The 23,915-nt window shown below is 25.0% G+C and carries 21 protein-coding genes; 17 read left to right on the forward strand and 4 right to left on the reverse strand.

The features are described from left to right. The first annotated feature begins 7 nt into the window (after nt 1–7). The 6 genes from H0H73_RS02475 (at nt 8) to H0H73_RS02500 (ending at nt 6,314) form a co-directional block, all read left to right on the forward strand. The gene (locus H0H73_RS02475) at nt 8–2,140 is read left to right on the forward strand and encodes an ATP-dependent helicase (protein WP_185852048.1); all 2,133 of its coding nucleotides are present in this window, start codon (nt 8–10) and stop codon (nt 2,138–2,140) included. A gap of 9 nt (nt 2,141–2,149) precedes the next feature. Continuing rightward, nucleotides 2,150–3,157, forward strand: a complete 1,008-nt coding sequence (locus H0H73_RS02480; RefSeq protein WP_185852049.1) for a cation diffusion facilitator family transporter — start codon at nt 2,150–2,152, stop codon at nt 3,155–3,157. 13 nt (nt 3,158–3,170) lie between these two features. Beyond that, nucleotides 3,171–3,761 (forward strand): DUF4290 domain-containing protein, encoded by a 591-nt coding sequence (locus tag H0H73_RS02485; protein ID WP_185852050.1) that lies wholly within the window; start codon nt 3,171–3,173, stop codon nt 3,759–3,761. Between the two features lie 31 nt (nt 3,762–3,792). Further along, nucleotides 3,793–5,106, forward strand: coding sequence for a UDP-N-acetylglucosamine 1-carboxyvinyltransferase (murA, locus tag H0H73_RS02490; RefSeq protein ID WP_185852051.1), 1,314 nt, complete (start codon nt 3,793–3,795; stop codon nt 5,104–5,106). Nucleotides 5,107–5,416: 310 nt separating this feature from the next. After that, entirely contained in the window at nt 5,417–5,899 is a 483-nt protein-coding gene (gene greA / locus H0H73_RS02495; protein ID WP_185852052.1) for a transcription elongation factor GreA, read from the forward strand. After that, entirely contained in the window at nt 5,892–6,314 is a 423-nt protein-coding gene (locus H0H73_RS02500) for an HIT family protein (RefSeq protein ID WP_185852053.1), read from the forward strand. The genes greA and H0H73_RS02500 overlap by 8 nt, the downstream gene beginning before the upstream one ends. 3 nt (nt 6,315–6,317) lie before the next feature. On the opposite strand, the gene H0H73_RS02505 is transcribed toward H0H73_RS02500, so the two are convergent. Then, nucleotides 6,318–7,091: a type III pantothenate kinase gene (locus tag H0H73_RS02505; RefSeq protein ID WP_185852054.1), complete on the reverse strand. Its 774-nt coding sequence runs from the start codon at nt 7,089–7,091 to the stop codon at nt 6,318–6,320. Nucleotides 7,092–7,207: 116 nt separating this feature from the next. On the opposite strand from H0H73_RS02505, the gene H0H73_RS02510 reads away from it, so the two are divergent. Both H0H73_RS02510 and H0H73_RS02515 read left to right on the forward strand, forming a co-directional pair. After that, on the forward strand, nt 7,208–7,996 hold the full coding sequence (locus H0H73_RS02510) for an alpha/beta fold hydrolase (RefSeq protein ID WP_185852055.1): 789 nt from the start codon (nt 7,208–7,210) through the stop codon (nt 7,994–7,996). Next, on the forward strand, nt 7,993–8,622 hold the full coding sequence (locus H0H73_RS02515; protein WP_185852056.1) for a 5-formyltetrahydrofolate cyclo-ligase: 630 nt from the start codon (nt 7,993–7,995) through the stop codon (nt 8,620–8,622). Before H0H73_RS02510 ends, H0H73_RS02515 begins: the two co-directional genes overlap by 4 nt. Here the strand turns inward: H0H73_RS02515 and rseP are convergent. Further along, a complete protein-coding gene (rseP, locus tag H0H73_RS02520) occupies nt 8,569–9,900 on the reverse strand; it encodes an RIP metalloprotease RseP (protein ID WP_185852057.1) in 1,332 nt (443 codons plus the stop codon). The genes H0H73_RS02515 and rseP overlap by 54 nt on opposite strands. 61 nt (nt 9,901–9,961) lie before the next feature. On the opposite strand from rseP, the gene H0H73_RS02525 reads away from it, so the two are divergent. Continuing rightward, nucleotides 9,962–10,201 (forward strand): FeoA family protein, encoded by a 240-nt coding sequence (locus H0H73_RS02525; protein ID WP_185852058.1) that lies wholly within the window; start codon nt 9,962–9,964, stop codon nt 10,199–10,201. Further along, a complete protein-coding gene (gene feoB / locus H0H73_RS02530; RefSeq protein WP_185852059.1) occupies nt 10,201–12,249 on the forward strand; it encodes a ferrous iron transport protein B in 2,049 nt (682 codons plus the stop codon). Before H0H73_RS02525 ends, feoB begins: the two co-directional genes overlap by 1 nt. A gap of 135 nt (nt 12,250–12,384) precedes the next feature. On the opposite strand, the gene H0H73_RS02535 is transcribed toward feoB, so the two are convergent. Continuing rightward, nucleotides 12,385–13,365, reverse strand: coding sequence for a D-alanine--D-alanine ligase (locus tag H0H73_RS02535; RefSeq protein WP_185852060.1), 981 nt, complete (start codon nt 13,363–13,365; stop codon nt 12,385–12,387). A gap of 63 nt (nt 13,366–13,428) precedes the next feature. Here H0H73_RS02535 and H0H73_RS02540 point away from each other — a divergent pair, with 63 nt between their 5' ends. Continuing rightward, nucleotides 13,429–14,310: a PASTA domain-containing protein gene (locus H0H73_RS02540; protein ID WP_185852061.1), complete on the forward strand. Its 882-nt coding sequence runs from the start codon at nt 13,429–13,431 to the stop codon at nt 14,308–14,310. Next, a complete protein-coding gene (locus H0H73_RS02545) occupies nt 14,311–15,312 on the forward strand; it encodes an RluA family pseudouridine synthase (RefSeq protein ID WP_185852062.1) in 1,002 nt (333 codons plus the stop codon). On the opposite strand, the gene mgtE is transcribed toward H0H73_RS02545, so the two are convergent. Continuing rightward, nucleotides 15,307–16,647 carry a magnesium transporter gene (mgtE, locus tag H0H73_RS02550; protein WP_185852063.1) on the reverse strand — a complete coding sequence of 447 codons (1,341 nt, stop codon included), beginning with the start codon at nt 16,645–16,647 and terminating at the stop codon, nt 15,307–15,309. The two genes, H0H73_RS02545 and mgtE, sit on opposite strands and share 6 nt — an antisense overlap. Before the next feature lie 154 nt (nt 16,648–16,801). Here mgtE and H0H73_RS02555 point away from each other — a divergent pair, with 154 nt between their 5' ends. The 5 genes from H0H73_RS02555 (at nt 16,802) to asnS (ending at nt 23,914) form a co-directional block, all read left to right on the forward strand. After that, nucleotides 16,802–19,573 (forward strand): class I tRNA ligase family protein, encoded by a 2,772-nt coding sequence (locus H0H73_RS02555; RefSeq protein ID WP_185852064.1) that lies wholly within the window; start codon nt 16,802–16,804, stop codon nt 19,571–19,573. Between the two features lie 157 nt (nt 19,574–19,730). Then, nucleotides 19,731–21,158: a Glu/Leu/Phe/Val family dehydrogenase gene (locus H0H73_RS02560; protein WP_185852065.1), complete on the forward strand. Its 1,428-nt coding sequence runs from the start codon at nt 19,731–19,733 to the stop codon at nt 21,156–21,158. 53 nt (nt 21,159–21,211) lie between these two features. Next, nucleotides 21,212–21,928 (forward strand): UMP kinase, encoded by a 717-nt coding sequence (gene pyrH / locus H0H73_RS02565; protein WP_185852066.1) that lies wholly within the window; start codon nt 21,212–21,214, stop codon nt 21,926–21,928. Between the two features lie 8 nt (nt 21,929–21,936). Next, nucleotides 21,937–22,491 carry a ribosome-recycling factor gene (locus H0H73_RS02570; RefSeq protein WP_185852067.1) on the forward strand — a complete coding sequence of 185 codons (555 nt, stop codon included), beginning with the start codon at nt 21,937–21,939 and terminating at the stop codon, nt 22,489–22,491. Between the two features lie 10 nt (nt 22,492–22,501). After that, a complete protein-coding gene (gene asnS, locus H0H73_RS02575) occupies nt 22,502–23,914 on the forward strand; it encodes an asparagine--tRNA ligase (RefSeq protein ID WP_185852068.1) in 1,413 nt (470 codons plus the stop codon). The last annotated feature ends 1 nt before the right edge of the window (nt 23,915 follow it).

Genomic DNA, 23,915 nt, shown 5'->3' on the forward strand with positions numbered 1-23,915 from the left:
TAAATACATGAATTCACTTAATAGTTATCAACGTAAAATCATAGAAACTATTAATGGTCCTATACTAGTTCTTGCTGGAGCGGGATCAGGAAAAACTCGTGTTATTACACACCGTATTGTTCATATGATTCAAAATATAGGAATATCTTCTTCTGATATATTAGCTTTGACTTTTACTAAAAAAGCTGCTAAAGAAATGAAAAATCGTATTTCGAACATGATGATGAATCATACAGATTTTTATCAAATAACTTTGGGGACTTTTCATTCTATATTTTCCAGTATTCTAAGAAAAGAATCTCATTGGTTAGGATTAAAATCAAATTATACTATTTATGATCATAAAGATTCAGAAAATGTGATTAAACAAATATTAAAAGAAATAAACATAGATATATCCTTAAATTATAAAGAGATAAGAAGAAGAATTTCTGAATATAAAAATAATTTATACTTATATAATAAAAATAAAAAATCAGAATTTTTTACTAAAATCTATCAACATTATACAGAACGTTGTTTTCAAGCAAATGCATTAGATTTTGATGATATATTACTTTATACCAATCATTTATTTTTTTATTTTCCAAACGTTCTTAAAACGTATCAAAAAAAGTTTAAATATATATTAATTGATGAATATCAAGATACTAATTTATCTCAATACACTATCATAAAAAATTTAGTTTCTCTACACAAAAATCTTTTTGTAGTAGGAGATGACGCTCAAAGTATTTATGCTTTTCGTGGGGCTAATATGTCAAATATATTGAATTTTCATCTTGATTATAATGATGCTAAAATTTTTCGACTAGAACAAAATTATCGTTCTACTAACCATATAGTGCAAGCCTCTAACAGCATTATTTCTTTTAATAAAAATCAAATTTTTAAAAAAATATGGACAAATAATGAAAAAGGAGAAAAAATAAAAATATATCGTGCTGATTCTGAGAAAGAAGAAGCGCAATATATTGCTTCCTCTATCCTTTCAATAAAAAATAAAACAAACTTACGATACGAAAATTTCGCTATTCTTTACAGAACAAATATACAATCACATATTATAGAATGTTCACTAAAAAAAAAAAATATTCCATATCATATATATGGATCTATTTCGTTTGAAAAACGAAAAAAAATTAGAGATTTTCTAGCTTATCTTAGAGTTATTGTGAATCCAAATGATGAAGAATCTTTATTGCGCATTATAAAAAAAAAAAACCAAAGAATCGTAAAGAACATATTAAGTTTATCTAAAAAAAAAGCAACTACAGTCTATAATATAATAAAAAATATTGAAAATTATCAATATTTATTAAAAATAAGTAATAAAACAAAGAATAACTTTATAAGTTTAATTTTTACAATAGAAAAATTACGTATAGATCAAAATAATGCATATATAATAGCAAAAAATGTAATCAATATTTTGTTAAAAGAAAACTCTTATAATTATAATAAGAATGAAGATTTACAATACATACTTGATAATATATTTCAATATGTTCAAGAACAAAGAAAATTAAAAAATAATGGAGATACGAGTTTGCTTGGTTTTTTACAATGTTTTTATTTGGAAATAGATGAAGATATCAATCATAAAAAAAATGAAAAAGATAAAGTTTCATTAATGACAGTTCATTTATCCAAAGGGTTAGAATTTTCCATTGTTTTTATCGTAGGATTAGAAGAGAATTTGTTTCCATCAAAATCCAGTTTTGAGAATCGGCTCAAAATAGAGGAAGAACGTCGTTTATTTTATGTTGCCTTGACACGAGCTAAAAAAAAAGCAGTTCTCACTTATGCAAAATATAGATTCATATGGGGGAAAAAAAAAAAAAATATTCCTAGTCGTTTTATTCACGAACTTAATCAAAATTTTATTGATATAGAAAATCATAAACATATATCAGAAAAAGAAAAAATTAATTACTTGAATCATTTTAATGATGAACATGAATATAAAAATTCTAAATATTTAGAAATTCAAAAAGGAGTAAAAGTTTTTCACAAAAATTTTGGAGTAGGAACTATTGTTGAATTACAAAATAAAAATCAAATAGCTTTAATAAAATTTCAAAAATCGGGAGAAAAAAGAATTTTATTAAAATTAGATAAACTTGTTATTTATTCATAATAAAAATTTATGGATGATTCAAAAAAAATTAAATTAAATTTTTTTTTTCAGAAAATAATTTGTTTTTTCGCGATTATTTTATTTTTCATAAAATTAATTACTTGGCATATTACTTCTTCACTTTCTATATTTAGTGATGCCATGGAAAGTTTAATTAATATTATTAGTGGTTTTATTGGATTATGTAGTCTTTATATATCATCTTTACCTAAAGATCAAAATCATCCATACGGACATGGAAAAATAGAATTTATATCAACGGCTATAGAAGGTGTTTTAATTTCTATAGTAGGAATTACTATTTTTATAAATACTTTTATACGTATTAAATATAACATGCATGGAATTCTTTTATCGAGATTAGATTATGGTGTACTTTTGATGTCATTCACTGGAATTATTAATTATTTTTTAGGATTTTTAGCTTGTAAAATAGGACATAAAAATGGAGCTTTAACGTTAATAGCTAGTGGGAAACATCTTCAAATAGATACCTATTCTACTTTTGGCATAGTTGTAGGCTTAATTTTGTTGAATATCACCAAATGTACATGGATAGATCCTATTATTTCTATTATTTTTTCATCCGCAATTTTGTATACAGGATTTAAATTATTGAGGAATGCTACAGCTGGAATTATGGATGAATCTGATAAAAAACTTTTAAAAAAGTTATCTTTTTATCTTAACGAAAAAAGAGATGTACATTGGATAGATCTTCATCATTTAAAAATCATTAAATATGGTAGTGCATTACATATAGATTGTCATCTAACTGTTCCATGGTTTTTTAATATAAAAGAAGCAAATCAAGAAGTAAAAAAGTTAACTCAACTAACTAAAAATGAATTTGGATCTAAAGTAGAACTATCGGTTCACGTAGAAGCTTGTTCTAATAATCACTGTATATTTTGTTTTAATCATTATTGTCAAGTAAGAAAAAAAATTTTTAAAAAAAAAATTCTTTGGACTTTAGATAAAACATCTTATTATAACAACAACAAAACTAAACCTTAAACAGATATTTATTATGGAATACAACACTAATCGTTTCAAATTGGTGATCCCAGAATATGGGAGAAATATTCATAAAATGATAGATTACGCCATACAAATAAAAAACAGAAAAAAAAGAAATCGTTGTGCATGGGGGATTATTAAATTAATGACGGTATCTATTCATCCTAAATTTCACAAATCGATTCCTTATTTTCAACATAAATTATGGAATCAATTGTTTATCATGTCTAAATATCAATTAGATATTGACACTCCTTTTCCTAAACCAAATACAAAAGAAAACTACAAAATAAGTTTTTGTAGCAAAAAAGTAGTGTATCCTGAATATTTAACTAATTTTAGATATTATGGAAAAATAATAAGAAATATGATCCATGCAGCAATACGTTGTAAAGATACGCAAAAAAAGGAAGGGTTGTTTTATGCTATTGCTAATACAATGAAAAAAAATTATTTAAGATGGAATAAAAATATGGTGGAAGATGACGTCATATTTAAAGATTTAAAAAAACTTTCAAAAGGAAAAATATGTTTAATGAAAAATACAGATCCATTATTACAATGTTCTCATATTTTAAAATGTAAGAAAAAAAATTACTAAAAAATAGTAAAGTTAGTTTTAAATCATTATAATGGGAACTTTCAAAATAAAAGGAGGATTATCTTTAAAAGGAGAGATTCAACCACAAGGAGCTAAAAATGAATCTTTGCAGGTATTATGTGCCGTATTACTAACTTCAGAAAAATTGAGAATTAAAAATATTCCAGAAATAGGAGATGTTAAATGTTTAATGCAAATTCTTAAAGATTTAGGAGTTTTCGTAAAAAAAAATGGAATTGGAGATTATACTTTTCAAGCAAAAAATATAAACATTGAATATTTGAATACGAAGAAATTCCATGAATATGGAAGATCCATAAGGGGATCAATTATGATTGCAGGCCCTTTACTTGCTAGATTTGGAAAAGTTTGTATTCCAATTCCTGGAGGAGATAGGATAGGTAGACGACGTTTAGATGCTCACTTGACAGGATTAAAATTATTAGGAAGTAATATACATTATCATAATGAATCTAAATATTTTGATTTACGAATAAAAAATAATTTAATTGGAGAGTATATTTTAATGGAAGAAGCTTCTATTACGGGAACAGCCAATATCATTATGGCTGCTACTTTAGCTAAAGGAAAAACTACTATTTACAATGCTGCTTGTGAACCTTATATTCAACAATTATGCAAATTGTTAAATAAAATGGGAGCAAAAATTAAAGGAATAGGATCTAACTTAATTAATATAACTGGAGTTAAAGAATTAGGTGGATGTCCCCAACATACCATATTACCTGATATAGTAGAAATAGGTAGTTGGATAGGGTTAGCTGCCATTACTTGTTCTGAAATTAGAATTAAAAATGTTAGTTGGAAAAATTTAGGTATTGTTCCTAAAACATTTCAAAAAATGGGAATAAAATTAGAAAAGGAAAAAGATAACATTTATATTCCATCACAAAAATCTTATCAAATCAAAAAATCATTTAACAATGCAATATTAACAATATCTGATGCTCCATGGCCTGGATTAACTCCAGATTTATTAAGTATTTTAACTGTAGTAGCAACTCAAGCTAAAGGAAGTGTTTTAATTCATCAGAAAATGTTTGAAAGCAGATTATTTTTTGTAGATAAGCTCATTGAAATGGGAGCTCAAATTATATTATGTGACCCTCATAGAGCTACTGTTATAGGACTTAATCATCAATCGACCCTTAGAGGAGCAATATTAAATTCTCCAGATATAAGAGCTGGAATTTCTCTGCTTATAGCAGCTCTTTCTGCTAAAGGAACCAGTATTATTAAAAATATAGAACAAATAGATAGAGGATATGAAAATATAGATGAAAGATTACGTTTTTTAGGGGCAAATATTCTAAGAATGAAATAATATTTTTCCTTTTATATTCTATCAAAATTTTTATTCTATCATACAATTATTTGAAAATATTTTCATTTTTATCATATCAACATTTCAATTCGATTTAATAATAATTTATAAATAAATGAAATAAAAACACAAAAATTCGTAATTTTAATTTTATCGATATAATATATTTTTTATTTGAAAAAATAAAAGGTGAGGGATTTTTTTTCGTATATGAAATATATGTTTTATTTCAAAACCATATAACTTTATGTGTCATATAAATAGATAAATTTAATGAAAAAGATCAGGAAAAAAATAATAATGAAAAATTATGGAAAAATTTGAATATATAACTAAAAAAGGATTAGAAAAATTACAAAAAGAAATAGAAAGACTAGAAAATATAGAACGTCCGAAAATATCCATGCAAATAGCAGAAGCTAGAGATAAAGGGGACTTATCAGAAAATGCAGAGTATGATGCAATAAAAGAGGCTCAAGGTTTTTTAGAAATGAATATAGCTAAACTAAAAAAAAAACTATCCAACGCACGTATCATAGATGGATCACAAATAAATAGAACTAGAGTTTCTATTCTTTCCACAGTAAGAGTTAAAAATTTAACTTATGGAGGAGAACAAATATATACCTTAGTTCCAGAGGGAGAAGCCGATTTAAAATATGGAAAAATATCCATAAATACTCCTATATCAACAGGATTACTTGGAAAACAAGTAGGACAAATAGCGCATATTAAACTGCCTAATAAAATGATACTTGATTATGAAATTTTAGAAATAGCATTTAGTGAATAATATATTTCAAAAAATAATTAATAATGAAATTATAGCTTATAAAGTAGCGGAAAATTCTGATCATTTAGCTTTTTTAGACATTTATCCTATAAAAATAGGACATACTTTGGTTATCCCAAAAAAAAGTAATAGAGATAAAATTTTTTCTCTATCGGAAAAAGAATTTATCTCTATTATGTCTTTTACAAGAAAAGTAGCTATAGGTATAGAAAAAATCATTCCTTGTAATCGTGTAGGTATATTTGTTATGGGATTCGAAATTCCTCATGTTCATATTCATTTAATCCCTATGGATAAAGAAAGTGATGGAAATTTTTCCAGAAAAAGAATGGTTTTATCTTCAAAAAATTTTCAGATTTTGTCCAAAAAAATGAAAAAATCTATTCAAAAAAATATCAAAAATAATTTTCATTGATATTTAATGATTACAATGAAATAGGATTTTTAATCCTTTTATTGTATGTAGTTTGTCTTTTATATGAATTTTTTTTGTTAAAGGGGTGTATATGTGAGAAAGACCTCCGGTAGCAATAACAAAACAATTCGTCTTGAATTCTTTATTTACTCTATGAATCAATCCTTCAACCATACTTAAATATCCATATATAATTCCACTTTGAATACATGTTTCTGTGTACTGACCTAATATACTAGTAGGCTTTTTTAATTCGATTTGTGGTAATTGAGCTGTATTTCCAATCAATGCGGTTAAAGAAGTATTGACTCCTGGTGCAATAATAATCCCTTGAAGATTTCCATATTTATCTGTACAGGTTAAACTTAATGCAGTACCAAAATCCACAACTAAAGTGGTATTATGATTGTTGTTGTATAATGTATATGCAGCTATGGCATTTGCATACAAATCTGTACCTAATTCATGAGAATAATGTTTTATAGGAGAAGCTGAATTTCTATCAACTAGAATAGGTTTTATTTTATGTATTTCATATAAAGATTGTTCCACGATATTTGTAAGAGGAGGAACTACTGATCCAATGACAATATTTTGTATAAATTTAGAAAGAATACCATATTGTTGATATATATTTTTAAATAATAAAATATATTCATCTATCGATCTATGTGGATTACTATTAATAATCCACGAACAATTACATTCTAAATTAGAATTATTATCAAATAGTCCAAAACGAAGACTGGAATTTCCAATGTTTATTGTTAATAACATGATTCATTCCATTTTTGGAAAAACATATTTTGAATCAAAAAATTGTTTTTTTTGCAATTTCATATATATTCATATAACTTTCATAAAAGTATATTTTATTTTTATTAATACATGATATGACTAATGTTTGTAAAATAAATTTTAAAATAAAAGGAAAAGGAATTCCTGTAGTATTATTACATGGATTTATGGAAAGTTTAGAAATATGGAATTATATATATCATAGTATTTATAATAAATATAAAGTTCTTTCAATTGATCTTCCAGGTCATGGAGAAAGTATTTTCACATTAGAAAAAAATTCCATTTTTACAATGGAAAAAGCAGCAGAAATGGTAAAAAAAATTGTAGAAAAGAAAAATATACAAAAAGCTATTTTTATTGGTCATTCTATGGGTGGATATATAGCTTTAGCTATGGCAGAAAAATATCCAGAAATGTTTTTAGGTTTATGTTTACTTCATTCTACAACAGAATCAGATACACTTGAAAAAAAGAAAAGCCGCATTCAGTCTATTCAATTAGCAATCAATAATTATCCATTATTTATATCCACAAGTATCAAAAAATTATTTTATTATGAAAAATTATCTTTTTTACAAAAAGAAATTTCTTTTGTAAAGAAGATCGCTTTGCATACTCATATCAATAGTATTATTTCTTTTTCAAAAGGAATGTCAATTCGAAAAAATAGAAAATTTTTGCTAAAAACAACTCGATTTCCAAAACTATATATAGCTGGTTTATACGATCTCATACTTGATAGAAAAAAAATTTATGAAGAAACTAAAAATGGAAATCAAATTTATTTTGTTACAATTCCTACAGGTCATATGGGACACATAGAACAACCTAAAGAAATAATAAAAATATTAGAAAATTTTATAGATTTTTTAAGAATATGAATAAAAAAAAATTACGTAAAAAATATTTACATATGAGAAAATCTATTTCTCAAAAAGAAATTATAAAAATGAGTAACGAGATTTTTTTACATTTAAAAAAAATATTTTTTATATGGGAAAAAACATATTATCACATTTTCTTACCCATACGTGAATATAAAGAAGTCAATACATTTATTATAATTAATTTTTTACTAAAAAAAGGAAAATGTGTTACTATACCCTGTTCTAATTTTCGTAATTTTTCTATAGAAAATTGTTTATTTCATGAAAATACTATATTAACACAAAAAAAGTATGGAATTTTAGAACCTATTCCTATGCATAAATCTATCGTTTCAATCTCTCTGATTGAAATCATATTTATTCCTCTATTAATATTTGATTCAAAAGGTTATAGAATAGGTTATGGAAAAGGTTTTTATGATAGATTTATTCCTTTATGTAAAAAAAATATCATTAAGATAGGTTTAAGTTTTTTTTATCCCATAAAAAGAATTAAGAATATACATAAAAATGATTTATTAATAGATATAGGAATCACCCCTCATCATATTTTTTTTTTAAAAAATTCAATAAAGAAAAACTTTGAAAATATCCCAAATAATAATCAACATCATAATTAAACTAATTATTACAAATCCGTAAATAGTACAACGTTCGATAATTTCTTCATTTATTTTCTTTTTTGTTATCATTTCTATCATAATAAATAATATATAACCACCATCTAATGATGGAATAGGAAATAAATTTAAAAAAGCTAACCAAATAGATAAAGTGGCAGTTAAAGTCCAAAAAATGTCCCAGTTCCATTGAGGTGGAAATTCTTTAGCTATGGAAAAAAAACTACCTATTTGTTTATAAGCTTTAGTTTCTATATGAAAAACATTTTTCAAAAAAAAGATTTGATTTTTTAAAACATCCCAAGCTTTTTTTATAGCATGAGGTATACTCTCAAAAAAAGAGTAATTATTTTTCTCAAATAAAAAAATTTGATCTAAATCCAGAAAATTTTTTAAATAAATTCCCAAAACGCCTTTTGCGTCTAAAAAAATTTCTTTTTGAATAAATTTTCCATTTCTATTAATGGATATTAATATATTTTCATTTTTATATTTTGATAATAAATCTTTTAATTGATCAGAAAAAAGAACAAATTCAGAATTAATAGCTAATATTTCATCATTATTCTTTAATCCATACTTTTCTGCTTCAGAATTTTTGATCACAGAATTTATTATAGGAGGAACACGAGGTTGAATAAAAAAATTCAGTTCTTTCCTATCAAAAAGAAATTTTTTCTTGTTATTATTTAATGATAATTTTATTATATTTCCCATACGATCTACAGTAATAGAATTACCTAAAAGAATTGCTTTAGGAATATCATTAAAGTATGGGACATATTTTTCGTTTACGGATAAAATTTTATCTCCATTTTTCAATCCTATTTTTTTTCCTAAAGAATCAACTACTATTCCGTATTTAACATTTTTTGTAGGAAGATAAGTTTCCCCATATTTAAACAATAAAAAAGTAAAAATTAAAACGGATAACAATATATTGAAAATAATCCCTCCTGCAATAATCAATAGTCTTTTGATTGCTGATTTAGAACGATATTCCCAATTTTTAATCCGATCTTTTGATAAAATATTTTTATCATCCATCATCATTCCAGATATTTTAACGTATCCTCCCAAAGGCAACCAACCTATTCCATAAATGGTATGTCCTATTTTTTTTTTAACAAGAGAGAACCAAGGATCAAAAAATAAAAAAAATCTTTCTACTCTTACTTTAAATACTTGAGCTATAATAAAATGACCTAATTCATGAACAACAACTAATATAGAAATGCTAAGTAGCAATTGTATAGATCGAATTAAAATTGATGACATTTCTAAGATTTAAAAATAAAAAAGATAAATTTAAACCTTTATTACAAAATAAAAATATATTTTGAATTTATCTAATCTGAAAAAAGGAGAAAAAGGGATTATTAAAGGATATAAAAATGATAATTTCCCTATAAAACTATTAGAGTTAGGAGTTTTACCTGGGGTAAAAATCGAAATACTTTTTGTTTCTATTTTTTACGATCCATTATGCATAAGCTATGATCAATCTTGCTTAGCTTTACGAAAAAAAGAAGCTGAAAATATCATAATAGAACCTATTATTTTTTTAGATAAAAAATAATGTCAAAAATTAAATTAGCGCTTGTTGGAAATCCAAATGTAGGAAAAACTTCTTTATTTAATAAATTAACTGGACTCAATCAAAAAGTAGGAAATTATATAGGAGTTACAGTTGACAAAAAAATAGGATATTTTTATTATGATAAAACGTGCTATAAAATTATAGATCTTCCTGGAACTTATAGTATATATCCTTCATCTGAAGATGAAGAAGTCGTTTGCAGATTGCTCAGTAATATAAATGATTTAGATTATCCAGATAAAATCATAGTAATAGCCGATTCCTCCAATCTAAAAAAAAGTCTTCTTTTACTTAGACAAGTACAAGATTTAGGCTTTCCTGTTCTTTTTGTTTTAAATATGCTTGATGAAGCAAAAAAAAAGGGAATATACATTAATATAGAAGAATTAAAAAAAATTCTTATAACAGAAATTGTGTTAATAAACGCAAGAAAGGGAACAGGATTAAATAAAGTAAAAATAAAAATAAATAATTTAAAGAATCAAAAAAGAAAAAAAACCTATTTTTTCAATCCAGGATTACATTATTCTTTTGCTATTAATGATGTAAAAAATAATTACAAAGTAAACACTTATCAAGCTTGGTCTTATTTAACTTATAATAGAAAATTTTTAAAAGAAGACTATTTATTACATGAAATAAAAAAAAAATATAATATTATTCCAAAAAGACTACAAATCAAGGAAACATTGGATAGATATGAAGAAATAGGAAAAATTTTATCAAAAACAGTTTCCGAATTTATTTCAGATAAAGAAAAAACCTATTTAGAATTTTCTAAAAAAATAGATAATTACTTAATCGTGCATCCTTTTTGGGGTTATTTTGTTTTTTTATTTTTTCTATTTTTCATTTTTCAATGTGTTTTCTTTTGGGCAGAAATGCCTAAACAATTTATAGAGTTTTTTTTTTCTTTTGTACAAAAAAAGTTAGAAAATATTTATCCTGGTCCTTTAAATAATTTTTTATTACAAGGGATATTCCCTGCAATTAGTACTATTATCTCTTTTATTCCACAAATTTCTATTTTACTATTTTTTCTTCTTATCATGGAAGAAAGTGGATATATCAGCAGAGTTATATTTTTAATGGATAGAATTATGCGTCCTTTTGGATTAAATGGAAAAAGTGTTGTTCCACTTATTTCTAGCATAGCTTGCGCTATTCCCGCAATCATGTCAGCTAGACATATAGATAATCCAAGAGATCGTTTAATTACTATTTTAGCAACTCCTTTTATGACCTGTTCTGCAAGGTTACCTATTTATACTCTTATCATATCTGTAATTATACAGGATAAGAAATGGTATTTTATTCAATTAAGAGGAATAGTGCTTATGGCTATGTATATTTTAGGAATCATATCTGCTTTGAGTGTATCAATAATTTTACATCAATTTTTAAAAAAGAATTATAAAAGTCATCTTATCATGGAAATTCCCACTTATAAAATTCCTATGTTAAAAAATGTGTTGATTACTCTATGGATTAATGTTAAATCATTTATTATAAATGCAGGAAAAATGATTTTATTGATTAATATATTGATTTGGGTCTTGGGGACTTTTGGTCCTTCAGAAAATTCCTCAAATAAAAATTCAATCTTAAAAATTGAAAAAAGAGAATTGCCTTATTCTTATTTGGGATTATTGGGAAAAAAAATAGAACCTGTAATTCATCCATTAGGATACGATTGGAAAATTGGAATCGGATTGCTATCATCTCTTGTAGCGAGAGAAGTTTTTGTTAGTACTATGTCTTCTGTATATAGCATAGAAGAAAAAGAAAATTTTTTAAAAGAAAAAATGAAAAAAGAAATGTACACTAAAACTAAAAAGCCTATTTATAATTTAGCAACAGGGATTTCTTTACTATTTTTTTATGCATTTTCTATGCAATGTATGAGTACCTTATCCATAATAAGAAAAGAAACAAAATCCTGGAAATGGCCAATATTTCAATTTTTTTTTATGACTTTGTTAGCTTATATCGCTTCATTATTAACATATCAAATATTAAAAAAATAATAAAATGTGGCAATATATTATAATAGGTTTATTTTTTTTATATTCAATTTTTTATTTATTTAGAAAATTATTGAATTTTTTTTTATATAGAAAAAATTTTTGCAAAAAAAGATGCAATTGCAAGTTATGAAACTTTTATTTGTTCATTTTTTCAATGGAAGTATATATGGTATTTTTAAATACATCGGATAAAGATATTCCCACTATTTTCAATTGTTTTGGAAAAATACTTTCTTCTGAAAGGCCTGGAACTGTATTAATTTCCAAAAAATAAGGTTTTTCATTTACAATGATATATTCCGCTCTAGATATTCCTGATAAATTTAGAAATTTATATACTTTTTCTGCTACGTTTCGTATTTTATTCTCAATATTTGGAGATAATTTTGCCGGTGTGATTTCTTTAGATTTTCCAGAATATTTTGATTCAAAATCAAAAAAATCATTTTGACTAATTATTTCTGTTATTGGTAAAACCACAACTTTATTTTTAAATGAAAAAACACCTACTGATACCTCTTTTCCTTTCAAAAAAGATTCTATAATAATTTCTTCATCTTCTAGAAAAGCTTTTTGTACTGCATCAAACAAATCTTTTTCTTCATAAACTTTACTTATCCCTAAACTTGATCCAGATCTATTAGGTTTTACAAAACAAGGAAGTCCTACTTTGTTTAAAATTTCTTTCCTACAAAAAATTTGATTTTTATTCAAAAAAAAAGACTCGGCTGTATTAATTCCAAAATGTTTCAACAAAGTTGAACAATATTTTTTATTAAAAGTAACATTAGCATGATGAAAATTACATCCTGTATAAGGGATTCTTAATAGCTCAAAATAAGCTTGTAATATTCCGTCTTCTCCTGGAGTTCCATGTATAGCATTAAATACACAATCAAATTTTAATTTTTTCATTTTGAAAACAGTAAAATCTTGTTTATTAATAGGATATTCTTTATTTTTCTCATCTTTCATAAACCATTTATCTTTGAAAAGATATATACGATAAGGATCAAATTCTTTTCTACATAAATTTTCATAAACAACTTTCCCACTTTTTAGTGAAATAATAGATTCTTTTGAATACCCCCCCATAATGACAGCTATTTTTTTCATTATTTATTTTTAATTTTATTAATTTTTTTATCTAAAAACATTTTTATTTAAATATTAATTTTTATGAATTATTCAAAATATTTTGTAATATTCATCATCAATTTTATAATTTCCATATTGATTTTATATAAAATTACTCAATTGGCATTGAAATGGGTAGATATTTATACAAAACATGGATCTTATGTTGTAGTTCCTGATTTAAGAGATTTTAATTTGACTCAATCTATATCAATTTTAAAAAAATTAGGTCTTAAATACGATATAGATACATCACGTTATGATCCTAATTTTAAAATTAATCGAATTCTTTCTTTTTCTCCAGAAGCGGGTAATCATGTTAAAGAAGGAAGACATATATATATACAAGTTAATTCTAAATCATCACAATCTATTTTGCCTGATATTATAAATAAAGATAAACGAATGGCTATAAAATTACTTCATGCTAATCATATATCCGTTAAAGAAATAAAATATATTAATGATATGGATAAAGATATTATTTTAAAAGTTTTATATAAAAAAAAATCTATTTTATTTGGATATAGATTTCCTACTAATACTAATCAAGAAGGAATCACTTTAATTATTGGAAAAGGATATGAAAAAAACAATTTCATTGTCCCTAATGTAGTCGGTATGAATTTATATTCAGCTATTTATACTTTAAAAAAACAATTTTTTCATGTTATAAATTTTTACTATGATCATCCAATAAAAAACCCTGAAAAAAATGCAAAAGTATATCGTCAAAAACCTGACCCTGGCGTGATTCATGATAAAAATAAATCTATTGAACTTTGGGTAACTTCAAAAGAAATATTAGATCATTTAATTCAAATAGAAGAAAAAGATTCTCAGAAAAAAACAGAAAAAATACAAATAGAAGAAATAAATACTAAAAAACAAACAGAAGAAAAAGAACAAATAGAATCGAACTAAATGAAAAAAGTTCAAATTACTGCAAATCAAAATCAAAAAGAAATTCGTATTGATAAGTTTTTGAAAAAAAATATGGAAAATATTAGTAGAAATCAAATTCAAAAATTAACTATTTCAGGAAAAGTTATAGTGAATCAACGTATTGTAAAAAAAAATTATAAAATAAAACCTTTGGATTTTGTAGAAATAGAAATTTCTAATATTCCAATATTAGATCACTTAGAATATAAAAATATTATTTCAGAAAAGATAAATCTTGATATTATCTATGAAGATAAAGATGTTATTGTAGTTAATAAACCTGCAGGAATGGTAGTTCATCCTGGCTTTGGAAATAATAAAGGAACATTAATTCATGGAATAAAATATCATTTTCAAAACTCAAATTTGAGAAATTTCAATTTATATAGAAGTGGATTAATTCATAGATTAGATAAGGATACATCAGGTTTATTAGTTTTAGCTAAAAATGAATATTCTAAAAAATGTTTATTTCAACAATTTAACTCTAAAACAATTCAAAGAGAATATCGAGCTTTAATATGGGGAAATTTACTTGAAGAAAAAGGAATTATAGCTGGTTTTATTGGAAGAGATCCTAAAAATAGAAAAAGAATGACTATTTTTAGAAAAAATGAATCTTATAAAGGAAAGTATTCTATTACATATTATAAAGTATTAGAAAGATTTCAACATTTAACATATGTTTCTTGCAATATAAAAACAGGAAAAACACATCAAATAAGAGCACATTTTAAATATTTGGGGCATCCATTATTTCACGATTCTATGTATGGAGGGAATAGAATTTTTATGAAAAAAAAATGTTCAAATAAAAATATAGAATTTTTGAAAACTTGTTTTAAGATCTTACCAAGACAAGCTTTACATGCTATATCTCTTTCTTTTATACATCCAAAAAATGAAAAATGTTATTTTTACTGTCCAATACCTAAAGATTTTCAAATTGTTTTACAAAAGTGTAGAAAAATATTATTATAATAAAGTCCCATTCAAAAGAATATAAGATATAGAAAAATATATAATTAATCCAACAACATCTACTAATGTAGCAACAAAAGGAGCTGAAGAACTAGCGGGGTCTCCTCTTAATTTTTTAATTATAAAAGGTAACATTGCCCCACTTAATGTCCCCCATAACACGATTCCGATTAAGGATAAAAATACAGTTAAACCTACTAATATCCAATGAGTTCCATAATTAAATAAATTTATTTTATGCCAAGCAACTACACGTATAAAACCTGTCAATCCTAAAATACTACCTAAAAAAAAACCGCAAATAATTTCTCTTCGCATTACAATCCACCAATCTTTTATTTTCACCTCTCCCAAAGCCATTGCTTGTATAATTAAACTTGCTGCTTGAGAACCACTATTTCCTCCACTTGAAACAACTAAAGGAATGAACAAAGCAATAACTACAGCTTTTTCTATAACACTTGAAAATTTTTGCATGACTGTTGTCGTTAACATTTCTCCTATAAACAATAAAATTAACCATCCAGCTCTTTTTTTAATAAGTTTGAATAAAGAAACGTTTAAATAAGATTGATTTAAAGCTTTCATTTCTCCTATTTTTTTTGAATTTTTTCTATAATTTTCATCCAAAACTCCATCTACAGTTACTATTCCCAATAAAAAATTATGATCATCTATAACTGGAAGTGAAATTCTATTGCTCATAGAAAATATTTGAATCGCTTTTTTTTCTGTATCTTTTACATTTAAAGTTTCAGTATATTGACCGTTTATTAGATCAGATACTTTTTTTTTTGGATCTACTAACAAAAATTCTTGTATTTTTATATCATTTATTAATTTTCCTTTTTGATCGACTATATAAACAATTTCTATAACATCACTATTTTTCACTTCTCTACGAATGTAATCTAAAACTTCTTGTATAGTCCAAGTTTTTTGAATAGCAATATAATATGGAATCATCAAACGGCTTACACTATTTTTAGGATACCCTAGAGATACTAAAATTCTATATTTATCTTCTGAATTTAAATATTTTATTAAATCTTTTAAAATCTTTTTTGGAAGATTATCTAATAAATAAACACGATCATCTACTGATAAATTATTTAACAACTCCATTTTTTTAATAGAAGGCAAGCCTTTTATAATTTTTTTTTTTATAGAATAATCTAATATTCTAAAAATAGAAATTGCTTTACATAATTTTAACGAACTAAATATTTTTACAACATCATTAGGATTGTGATAAATGCTCTTTATTAATCTACTTATAGTTTGATTATTTAGAAATTTATCCTTATTTAAATAATCTTGATCCTCATTAAACATTTTTTTTTGTAAAAATTTTTTTTGAGTTTATAATATGATTGGATTTATTTCCACAGGAAACAAAAACAATTTCTATATTGTTCTGCAGAAATAAATTAAAATTACGGAATAAAATCATTGTAATATTTATATACGTACGTCTAAAAAAAAAAAAATGAAATATAATTTTCGTAAAATAGAAAAACGTTGGCAAATATACTGGAAAAAACATAACATATTTTATACAAAAGAAAGTCAAAAAAGAAAATATTACATTTTAAATATGTTTCCTTATCCTTCTGGAACAGGGCTTCATGTAGGACATTGTTTAGGGTACATAGCATCAGATGTTTATGCAAGATATAAACGAGCAAAAGGATATAATGTTTTAAATCCCATAGGTTTTGATTCTTTTGGTCTTCCTGCAGAACAATATGCTATACAAACAGGAAAACATCCTTATGAAACAACTCTTGAAAATTCACGTAGATACAAAAAACAAATGAATAAAATAGGACTTTCTTTTGATTGGAATAGAAGACTATATACCAGTCATCCTAATTATTATCGTTGGACTCAATGGATGTTTATTCAAATTTTTAATTCTTGGTACGATAAAAATAGTGAAAAAGCTAAATCTATAGATCTTTTAATTGAAGAATTTAATAAAAACGGAAATAATTTCATTAACGCTAGCACTACGAAAAATTATAAGTTTAATTCAAAAACGTGGAATAAATTTAATTCATACGAAAAAGAATCTATTCTTTTAGATTATAGATTAGCTTTTTTATGTAATAATATAGTGAACTGGTGCCCAGATCTAGGAACAGTATTAGCTAATGATGAAATAAACAATGGAAAAAGTGAAAGAGGAGGATATCCAGTTTACAAAAAAAAAATGTTACAATGGCATATAAGAATTAGTCCATATGCAGAAAGACTTATAAAAGGATTAAATTTGATTGATTGTTCTCAATCTTTAAAAAAGTTACAATATAATTGGATAGGAAAATCAATAGGAATTTCTATATTTTTAAAAATTGTTTATCCTATTGGTGAAATCAATCAAATTGAATTATTTACTGCTCATCCAGAAATGATGTTTGGAATAACTTTTATCATACTGTCTCCAGACCATCCACTTGCAGATAAAATTTTACATCTTAAAAATAGGTTTACATATCTTACTGATGAATTCCCTATATACGAAAATACAAAAAATATTTCTGGTATTTTTACAGAAAATTATGTACTACATCCTTTTATTAGAAATAAAAGGATTCCCATTTATATAAGTAATTTTTTTACGATAAATAATCAAACAAAATCTATAATAGGAATCCCTGGATATGAAGAAAAAAGTAGAAAATTTGCCCAAAAATTTGGTATCGAAATCATAAAAATTTTAGATGTTAATGAAAAATGTATGAATTCTAATTTTTTGAATGGATTAAATCGTCAACAAGCAAAAGAAAAAATAATCAAAATTTTAATAAATAAAAAAATAGGAGAAACTAAAACTAGTTATAAGATTCGTGATGCTATTTTTTCCAGACAAAGATATTGGGGAGAACCAATTCCTATTTATTTTAAAAATAAAATTCCAAAAACAATTCCTCTTGATAAATTACCGATTGTCCTTCCTAAAATAGATAACTTTTATCCTAAAGATGGAAAATCTCCATTAGTAAGAGTTCCAAATTGGGCTTGGGATGAAAAAAACATGAAAATTGTTTCTAATATTCTTATTGATCATAAATATGTATTTCCAATTGAAACTAGTACAATGCCTAGTTGGGCAGGATCAAGTTGGTATTTTATTAGATATATGGATGTACATAATAATCAATTCTTTATTGATAAAAAAAAAGAAAATTATTGGAAAAATGTCGATTTATATATTGGTGGATCTGAACATAGTACAGGTCATTTGATTTATGCTAGATTCTGGAATAAATTTTTATTGGATAGAGGATGGATAACTACGGAGGAACCTTTCAAAAAAATATTGAATCAAGGAATGATTTTGAGTTATTCTGCTATTATACTAAAAGTGATAGGAGAAAATACTTTTCTTTCTTATGGATTAAAAAATAAAAAACACGCATATTTTTATTTTCAAGAAGTATATGTAGATCTTTCTTTAATTAAAAAAAACAATGAATTAGATATTAATAAGTTTAAAAAATACAGACCTGAATTTTATTCATCTGTTTTTATTTTGGAAAGAGGATCCTTTTTTTGTAAAAGAAAATTGGAAAAAATGTCAAAATCCAAATTTAATGTAATAAATCCTGATGATATTTGTGAAAAATATGGATCAGATGTATTTCGTATTTATGAAATGTTTTTAGGGCCGATTCATCAATCGAAACCTTGGGATGAAAAAAAAATAAATGGTATAAAAAATTTTATAAATAAATTTTGGAGTTTATTTCATATAAATCAAATTTTTCAAGTAAGTGAAATGAATCCAACATTCCAAGAATTAAAAATTTTACATAGTACTATAAAAAAAATTCAAGATAAAATGCAATCTTTTTCATGGAATACTTCTATAAGTTTATTAATGATTATAACTAATCAGTTGACTGTCTTAAAATGTAATAAAAGAAAGATATTAGAACCTTTAGTTCAATTAATTGCTCCATTTGCGCCTCATGTATCCGAAGAGTTATGGTATAAGATGGGTAAAAAAAAATCTATTATATTTTATAATTTTCCAATTTTTAATACAAAATATATAGTGAAAAAAGAAATAACATATCCGATTATGTTTAATGGAAAATTCAAATTTTCAGAAAAATTTAACTATAACACTTCAATAGGAGAAATAAAAAATAAAATTTTAAATCATCCCAAAACAAAATTTTTTTTGAAAGAAAAAACTTTACAAAAATTAATTTTAATACCTAAAAAAATAATAAATATTTTATTCAAATAAATTTTTGAAAATGATACTTCATATTATAATTATAATACTTAATTACATGTTGTAATGGATTAAAATTTATACATAAAATGTAGATTTGTACTCAATAATGTAGCATTCATTTTTGTATTTTTTTTCATTGCTATGGAAATGTGTAAAAACTTTTTTTATGTCAAAAAACCAAAATAAAACTGGTACATATAGTTTTTTTAATTGTATAGAAAAAAATTTTGATAAAGCTGCGGAATTTCTTTCTATTGAAAAGGGTCTTTTAGAACAAATTAAAGCTTGCAATTCTGTATATCGTATGCATTTTCCTGTGAAAATAGGAAAAGAAATCAAAGTTATTGAAGCGTATAGAGTCCAACACTCTCATCATAAACTTCCTTGTAAAGGAGGAATTCGATATAGTACTAAAGTTAATCAAGATGAAGTTATGACTTTAGCAGCTTTAATGACCTATAAATGTGCCATAGTTGATGTGCCTTTTGGAGGTGCTAAAGGGGGAATAAAGATTGATCCACAAACCATCTCACCAGAAAATATAGAAAAGATAACACGCCGTTACACCTCTGAATTGATTAAAAAAAATTTCATTGGTCCGGGAATAGATGTTCCCGCACCTGATTATGGAACTGGAGAAAGAGAGATGAGTTGGATTTTTGATACTTTTTTATCTCTTCGTTCTGGAGACGTAGATGCATTAGCTTGTGTTACAGGAAAACCCGTTTCTCAAGGAGGAGTAAGAGGAAGAAAAGAAGCAACAGGATTAGGTGTATTTTATGGAATTAGAGAATTGTGTTCTATAAAAGAAGATATGTATTCTGTTGGTCTTGATGTAGGATTAGTTGGGAAAAAAATTATTATACAAGGATTAGGAAATGTTGGCTATCATGCCGCTACTTTTTTTCACGAATCAGGGGCTATTATCATAGCTTTAGCAGAAAGAGAAGGTGCAATCTATAACGAAAAAGGATTAAATGTATCCAAAGTTTTCTTACATTTAAAAAATACTGGATCAATACTAAATTTTCCAGAAGCAAAAAATATAGAGAATACGGAAAAGGCTTTAGAATTAGAATGTGATATTTTAATTCCAGCGGCATTAGAAAATGTAATACATAAAAATAACGCAAATCGTATTAAGGCTAAAATTATTGGAGAAGCCGCAAATGGACCTATCACTCCTGAAGCTGATGAAATATTGGAGAAAAAAGGAGTAATTATTGTTCCTGATATTTACTTAAATGCAGGAGGAGTTACCGTTTCTTATTTTGAATGGCTAAAAAACTTAAGTCATGTACGTTATGGGCGCATGGAAAAGAAATTTAGCGAAAATATGAATGCAGAATTCTTACAAGTTATAGAAACGGTTTGCAAAAAAAAAATTTCGTCAGAAGAAAAAAAAATTATTTTAAGAGGACCAAGAGAAATCGATCTGGTCCGTAGCGGATTAGAAGATACAATGATCAATGGATTTCATAAAATCCGTGATTTAAAAAAATCATTAAAAATAAAAAACATGCGTATTGCAGCATTCGTACTCGCAATCAATAAAATTATTGATTCTTATGAAAAACTAGGAATTTTTCCATAATATTCTTATCATATCCTTTCCTTGTATAACGATAGAAATATAATATATTTTTCATGAAGTACAAAAGATCATTATTGAAATTAAGTGGAGAAGCTCTTATGGGAGATAACGAATTTGGACTTCATTCTACTCGTCTTCAACAATATGCTGAAGAAGTAAAAAAAGTAGTAGAAATGGGAGCTCAAGTAGCTATAGTTATTGGAGGGGGTAATATATTTAGAGGATTTTCTAGAATAAAGGAAAAAACGATAAATCGTATAGAAGGAGATTACATGGGGATGCTAGCAACTGTTATTAACGGTATAGCCTTTCAATCATATTTAGAAAATATAGGAATATGTACTTATATTCAAACAGCTATTCGAATGGATGAAATTGCAGAACCTTTTGGAAAAGATAGGGCTATACACCATCTTGAAAAAGGAAGGGTTGTAATATTTGTCGCGGGGTTAGGAAATCCTTATTTCACTACAGATACAGCCGCTGTTTTGCGTGCTATCGAAATAAAAGCTGATGTATTATTAAAAGGGACTAGAGTGGATGGAATTTATACAACAGATCCAGAAAAAGATAAATATGCTAAAAAATTTAAAAATATATCTTTTGATATGGCATATCAAATGGGAATTAAAGTGATGGATCAAACAGCTTTCATTTTAGGAAATGAAAATAATTTACCGATTATTATTTTTGATATTAACAGAAAAGGAAATTTTAAAAAAGTAATTTCAGGAGAGGAAATAGGAACTATGGTTTCTAAAAAAAAATAAAATTAATTATGGATGAATTAAATGAAATTTTATCCTCTTGTAAAGAAAATATGGAGGAAATTTTTAAAAAACTGACAAAAGAAATTCATCGTATTCGATTAGGGAGCAAATCTGTATCTTCTTTTTTGGGTAAAATAAAAATAAAATGTTATGGAACCTTTTTTTCTCTAATAGAAGTATCCAATATTTCTATTGTAGATAATATGAATATTTCTATTCATCCCTGGGACCTTTCTATTATTTCAAATATAGAAAAAGCCATTATTAATGCGAATTTAGGTTTTATGCCAACTAATAAAGGAGACTCTATTCATATACATTTGCCTATAATTACAGAAGAAAGTAGAAAAATTTTGATAAAAAAAATAAAAAGCCAAACAGAACATGCAAAAATTCTCGTGAGAGAAATTAGGAAAAAAAATAACCAACATATAAGAAAATTAAAAATATCAGAAGATATTTCTAAAACAGTAGAAAATCATATACAAAAAATGACGAGTGAATATATACAAAAAATAGAAAGTTTCTTTATTCATAAGGAAAAAGAAATATTGAAAATATAGAAAATATAAAATGATAAGAAAATATTCAGTTAAAGAATTACTAAATAAAGAAAAATTTTTTATAGATAAAAAAGTATTAGTCGAAGGATGGATTCGTTCTTTTCGTCATTCTATTTTCATCAGTTTGAATGATGGATCTACAATTCAAAATATACAAATTATTTTATCTAATAAATTAGATAAAAATATTGTAAAAAAAATAACAATTGGAAGTTCAATTAGAGTTATAGGAATAGTGAAAAAAAGTATTGGAATAAAACAATATATTGAACTCGAATCTGTGGATATAACTATATATGAATCAGTAGAGACAAAGATTATTCAAAAATCGATTTTGCAACCTAAAAAACATAGTTTGGAAAAACTTCGTGAACAAGCTCATTTACGTTTCCGAACAAATATTTTTAGTTGTATTATGAGAATACGTCATCATATAGCTTTTGGTATACATAAATATTTTCATAAACATGGTTTTTTTTATATTCATACTCCAATTATTACTACTTTAAATTGTGAAGGAACCGGAAAAATGTTTCAGATAACAACTATGGATTTAAAAAAAAATAAACCAATCGATTATGAAAAGGATTTTTTTAAATGTAAAACTTATCTCAGTGTATCCGGACAATTAGAAGCGGAGACTGCTTCTTTAGGATTAGGAAAAGTATATACTTTTGGTCCTGTGTTTAGGGCAGAAAATTCCAATACTTCACGACATTTATCAGAATTTTGGATGATTGAACCGGAAATTGCTTTTTATCATCTGGAAGAAAATATCAATTTAGCTGAAAATTTTCTCAAATTTATTATAAAATATATTGTAGATAATAGCATGGAAGACTTGATTTTTTTAAATCAATGTTTGGAGAAATGGAACCAAAAGAAAAAAAATTCCCTTTTAGAAAAATTAGAACTTATCTTAAAATTTCCATTCAAGAAAATTAGTTATACGGAAGCTATAAGAATTCTTGATCAAGAAGAAAAGAAAAAAAAAATAAGATTTTTACATCCAATTATTTGGGGAATGGATTTACAGTCGGAACATGAACAATATTTAGTAGATAAATATTTTAAAATTCCTGTAATTATATTTGATTATCCTTGTAGTATTAAAGCTTTTTATATGCGTATGAATCATGACGGAAAAACAGTTAGAGCTATGGATATTTTATTTCCTGAAATAGGAGAAATTATTGGAGGATCTCAAAGAGAAGAACGTTATGATATATTATTACAACGTATGAAAGATACAAATACTGATAAAAATAAACTTTGGTGGTATTTAGATACACGTCGTTTTGGTTCTGTTCCTCATAGTGGATTTGGGTTAGGTTTTGATCGTTTAGTTCAATTTATCACAGGAATGAATAATATTCGTGATGTTATTCCATTTCCAAGAGTTCCAAACAATGCAGAATTTTAAA

Source organism: Blattabacterium cuenoti, assembly GCF_014251335.1.
Lineage (GTDB): Bacteria > Bacteroidota > Bacteroidia > Flavobacteriales > Blattabacteriaceae > Blattabacterium > Blattabacterium cuenoti_G.

Coding starts and splice junctions, on each gene's coding strand:
- H0H73_RS02475 (WP_185852048.1), top strand. CDS start 8: ATGAATTCACTTAATAGTTATCAACGTAAAATCATAGAAACTATTAAT.
- H0H73_RS02480 (WP_185852049.1), top strand. CDS start 2,150: ATGGATGATTCAAAAAAAATTAAATTAAATTTTTTTTTTCAGAAAATA.
- H0H73_RS02485 (WP_185852050.1), top strand. CDS start 3,171: ATGGAATACAACACTAATCGTTTCAAATTGGTGATCCCAGAATATGGG.
- murA (WP_185852051.1), top strand. CDS start 3,793: ATGGGAACTTTCAAAATAAAAGGAGGATTATCTTTAAAAGGAGAGATT.
- greA (WP_185852052.1), top strand. CDS start 5,417: ATGGAAAAATTTGAATATATAACTAAAAAAGGATTAGAAAAATTACAA.
- H0H73_RS02505 (WP_185852054.1), bottom strand. CDS start 7,091: ATGTTATTAACAATAAACATTGGAAATTCCAGTCTTCGTTTTGGACTA.
- H0H73_RS02510 (WP_185852055.1), top strand. CDS start 7,208: ATGACTAATGTTTGTAAAATAAATTTTAAAATAAAAGGAAAAGGAATT.
- H0H73_RS02515 (WP_185852056.1), top strand. CDS start 7,993: ATGAATAAAAAAAAATTACGTAAAAAATATTTACATATGAGAAAATCT.
- rseP (WP_185852057.1), bottom strand. CDS start 9,900: ATGTCATCAATTTTAATTCGATCTATACAATTGCTACTTAGCATTTCT.
- feoB (WP_185852059.1), top strand. CDS start 10,201: ATGTCAAAAATTAAATTAGCGCTTGTTGGAAATCCAAATGTAGGAAAA.
- H0H73_RS02535 (WP_185852060.1), bottom strand. CDS start 13,365: ATGAAAAAAATAGCTGTCATTATGGGGGGGTATTCAAAAGAATCTATT.
- H0H73_RS02540 (WP_185852061.1), top strand. CDS start 13,429: ATGAATTATTCAAAATATTTTGTAATATTCATCATCAATTTTATAATT.
- H0H73_RS02545 (WP_185852062.1), top strand. CDS start 14,311: ATGAAAAAAGTTCAAATTACTGCAAATCAAAATCAAAAAGAAATTCGT.
- mgtE (WP_185852063.1), bottom strand. CDS start 16,647: ATGTTTAATGAGGATCAAGATTATTTAAATAAGGATAAATTTCTAAAT.
- H0H73_RS02555 (WP_185852064.1), top strand. CDS start 16,802: ATGAAATATAATTTTCGTAAAATAGAAAAACGTTGGCAAATATACTGG.
- H0H73_RS02560 (WP_185852065.1), top strand. CDS start 19,731: ATGTCAAAAAACCAAAATAAAACTGGTACATATAGTTTTTTTAATTGT.
- pyrH (WP_185852066.1), top strand. CDS start 21,212: ATGAAGTACAAAAGATCATTATTGAAATTAAGTGGAGAAGCTCTTATG.
- H0H73_RS02570 (WP_185852067.1), top strand. CDS start 21,937: ATGGATGAATTAAATGAAATTTTATCCTCTTGTAAAGAAAATATGGAG.
- asnS (WP_185852068.1), top strand. CDS start 22,502: ATGATAAGAAAATATTCAGTTAAAGAATTACTAAATAAAGAAAAATTT.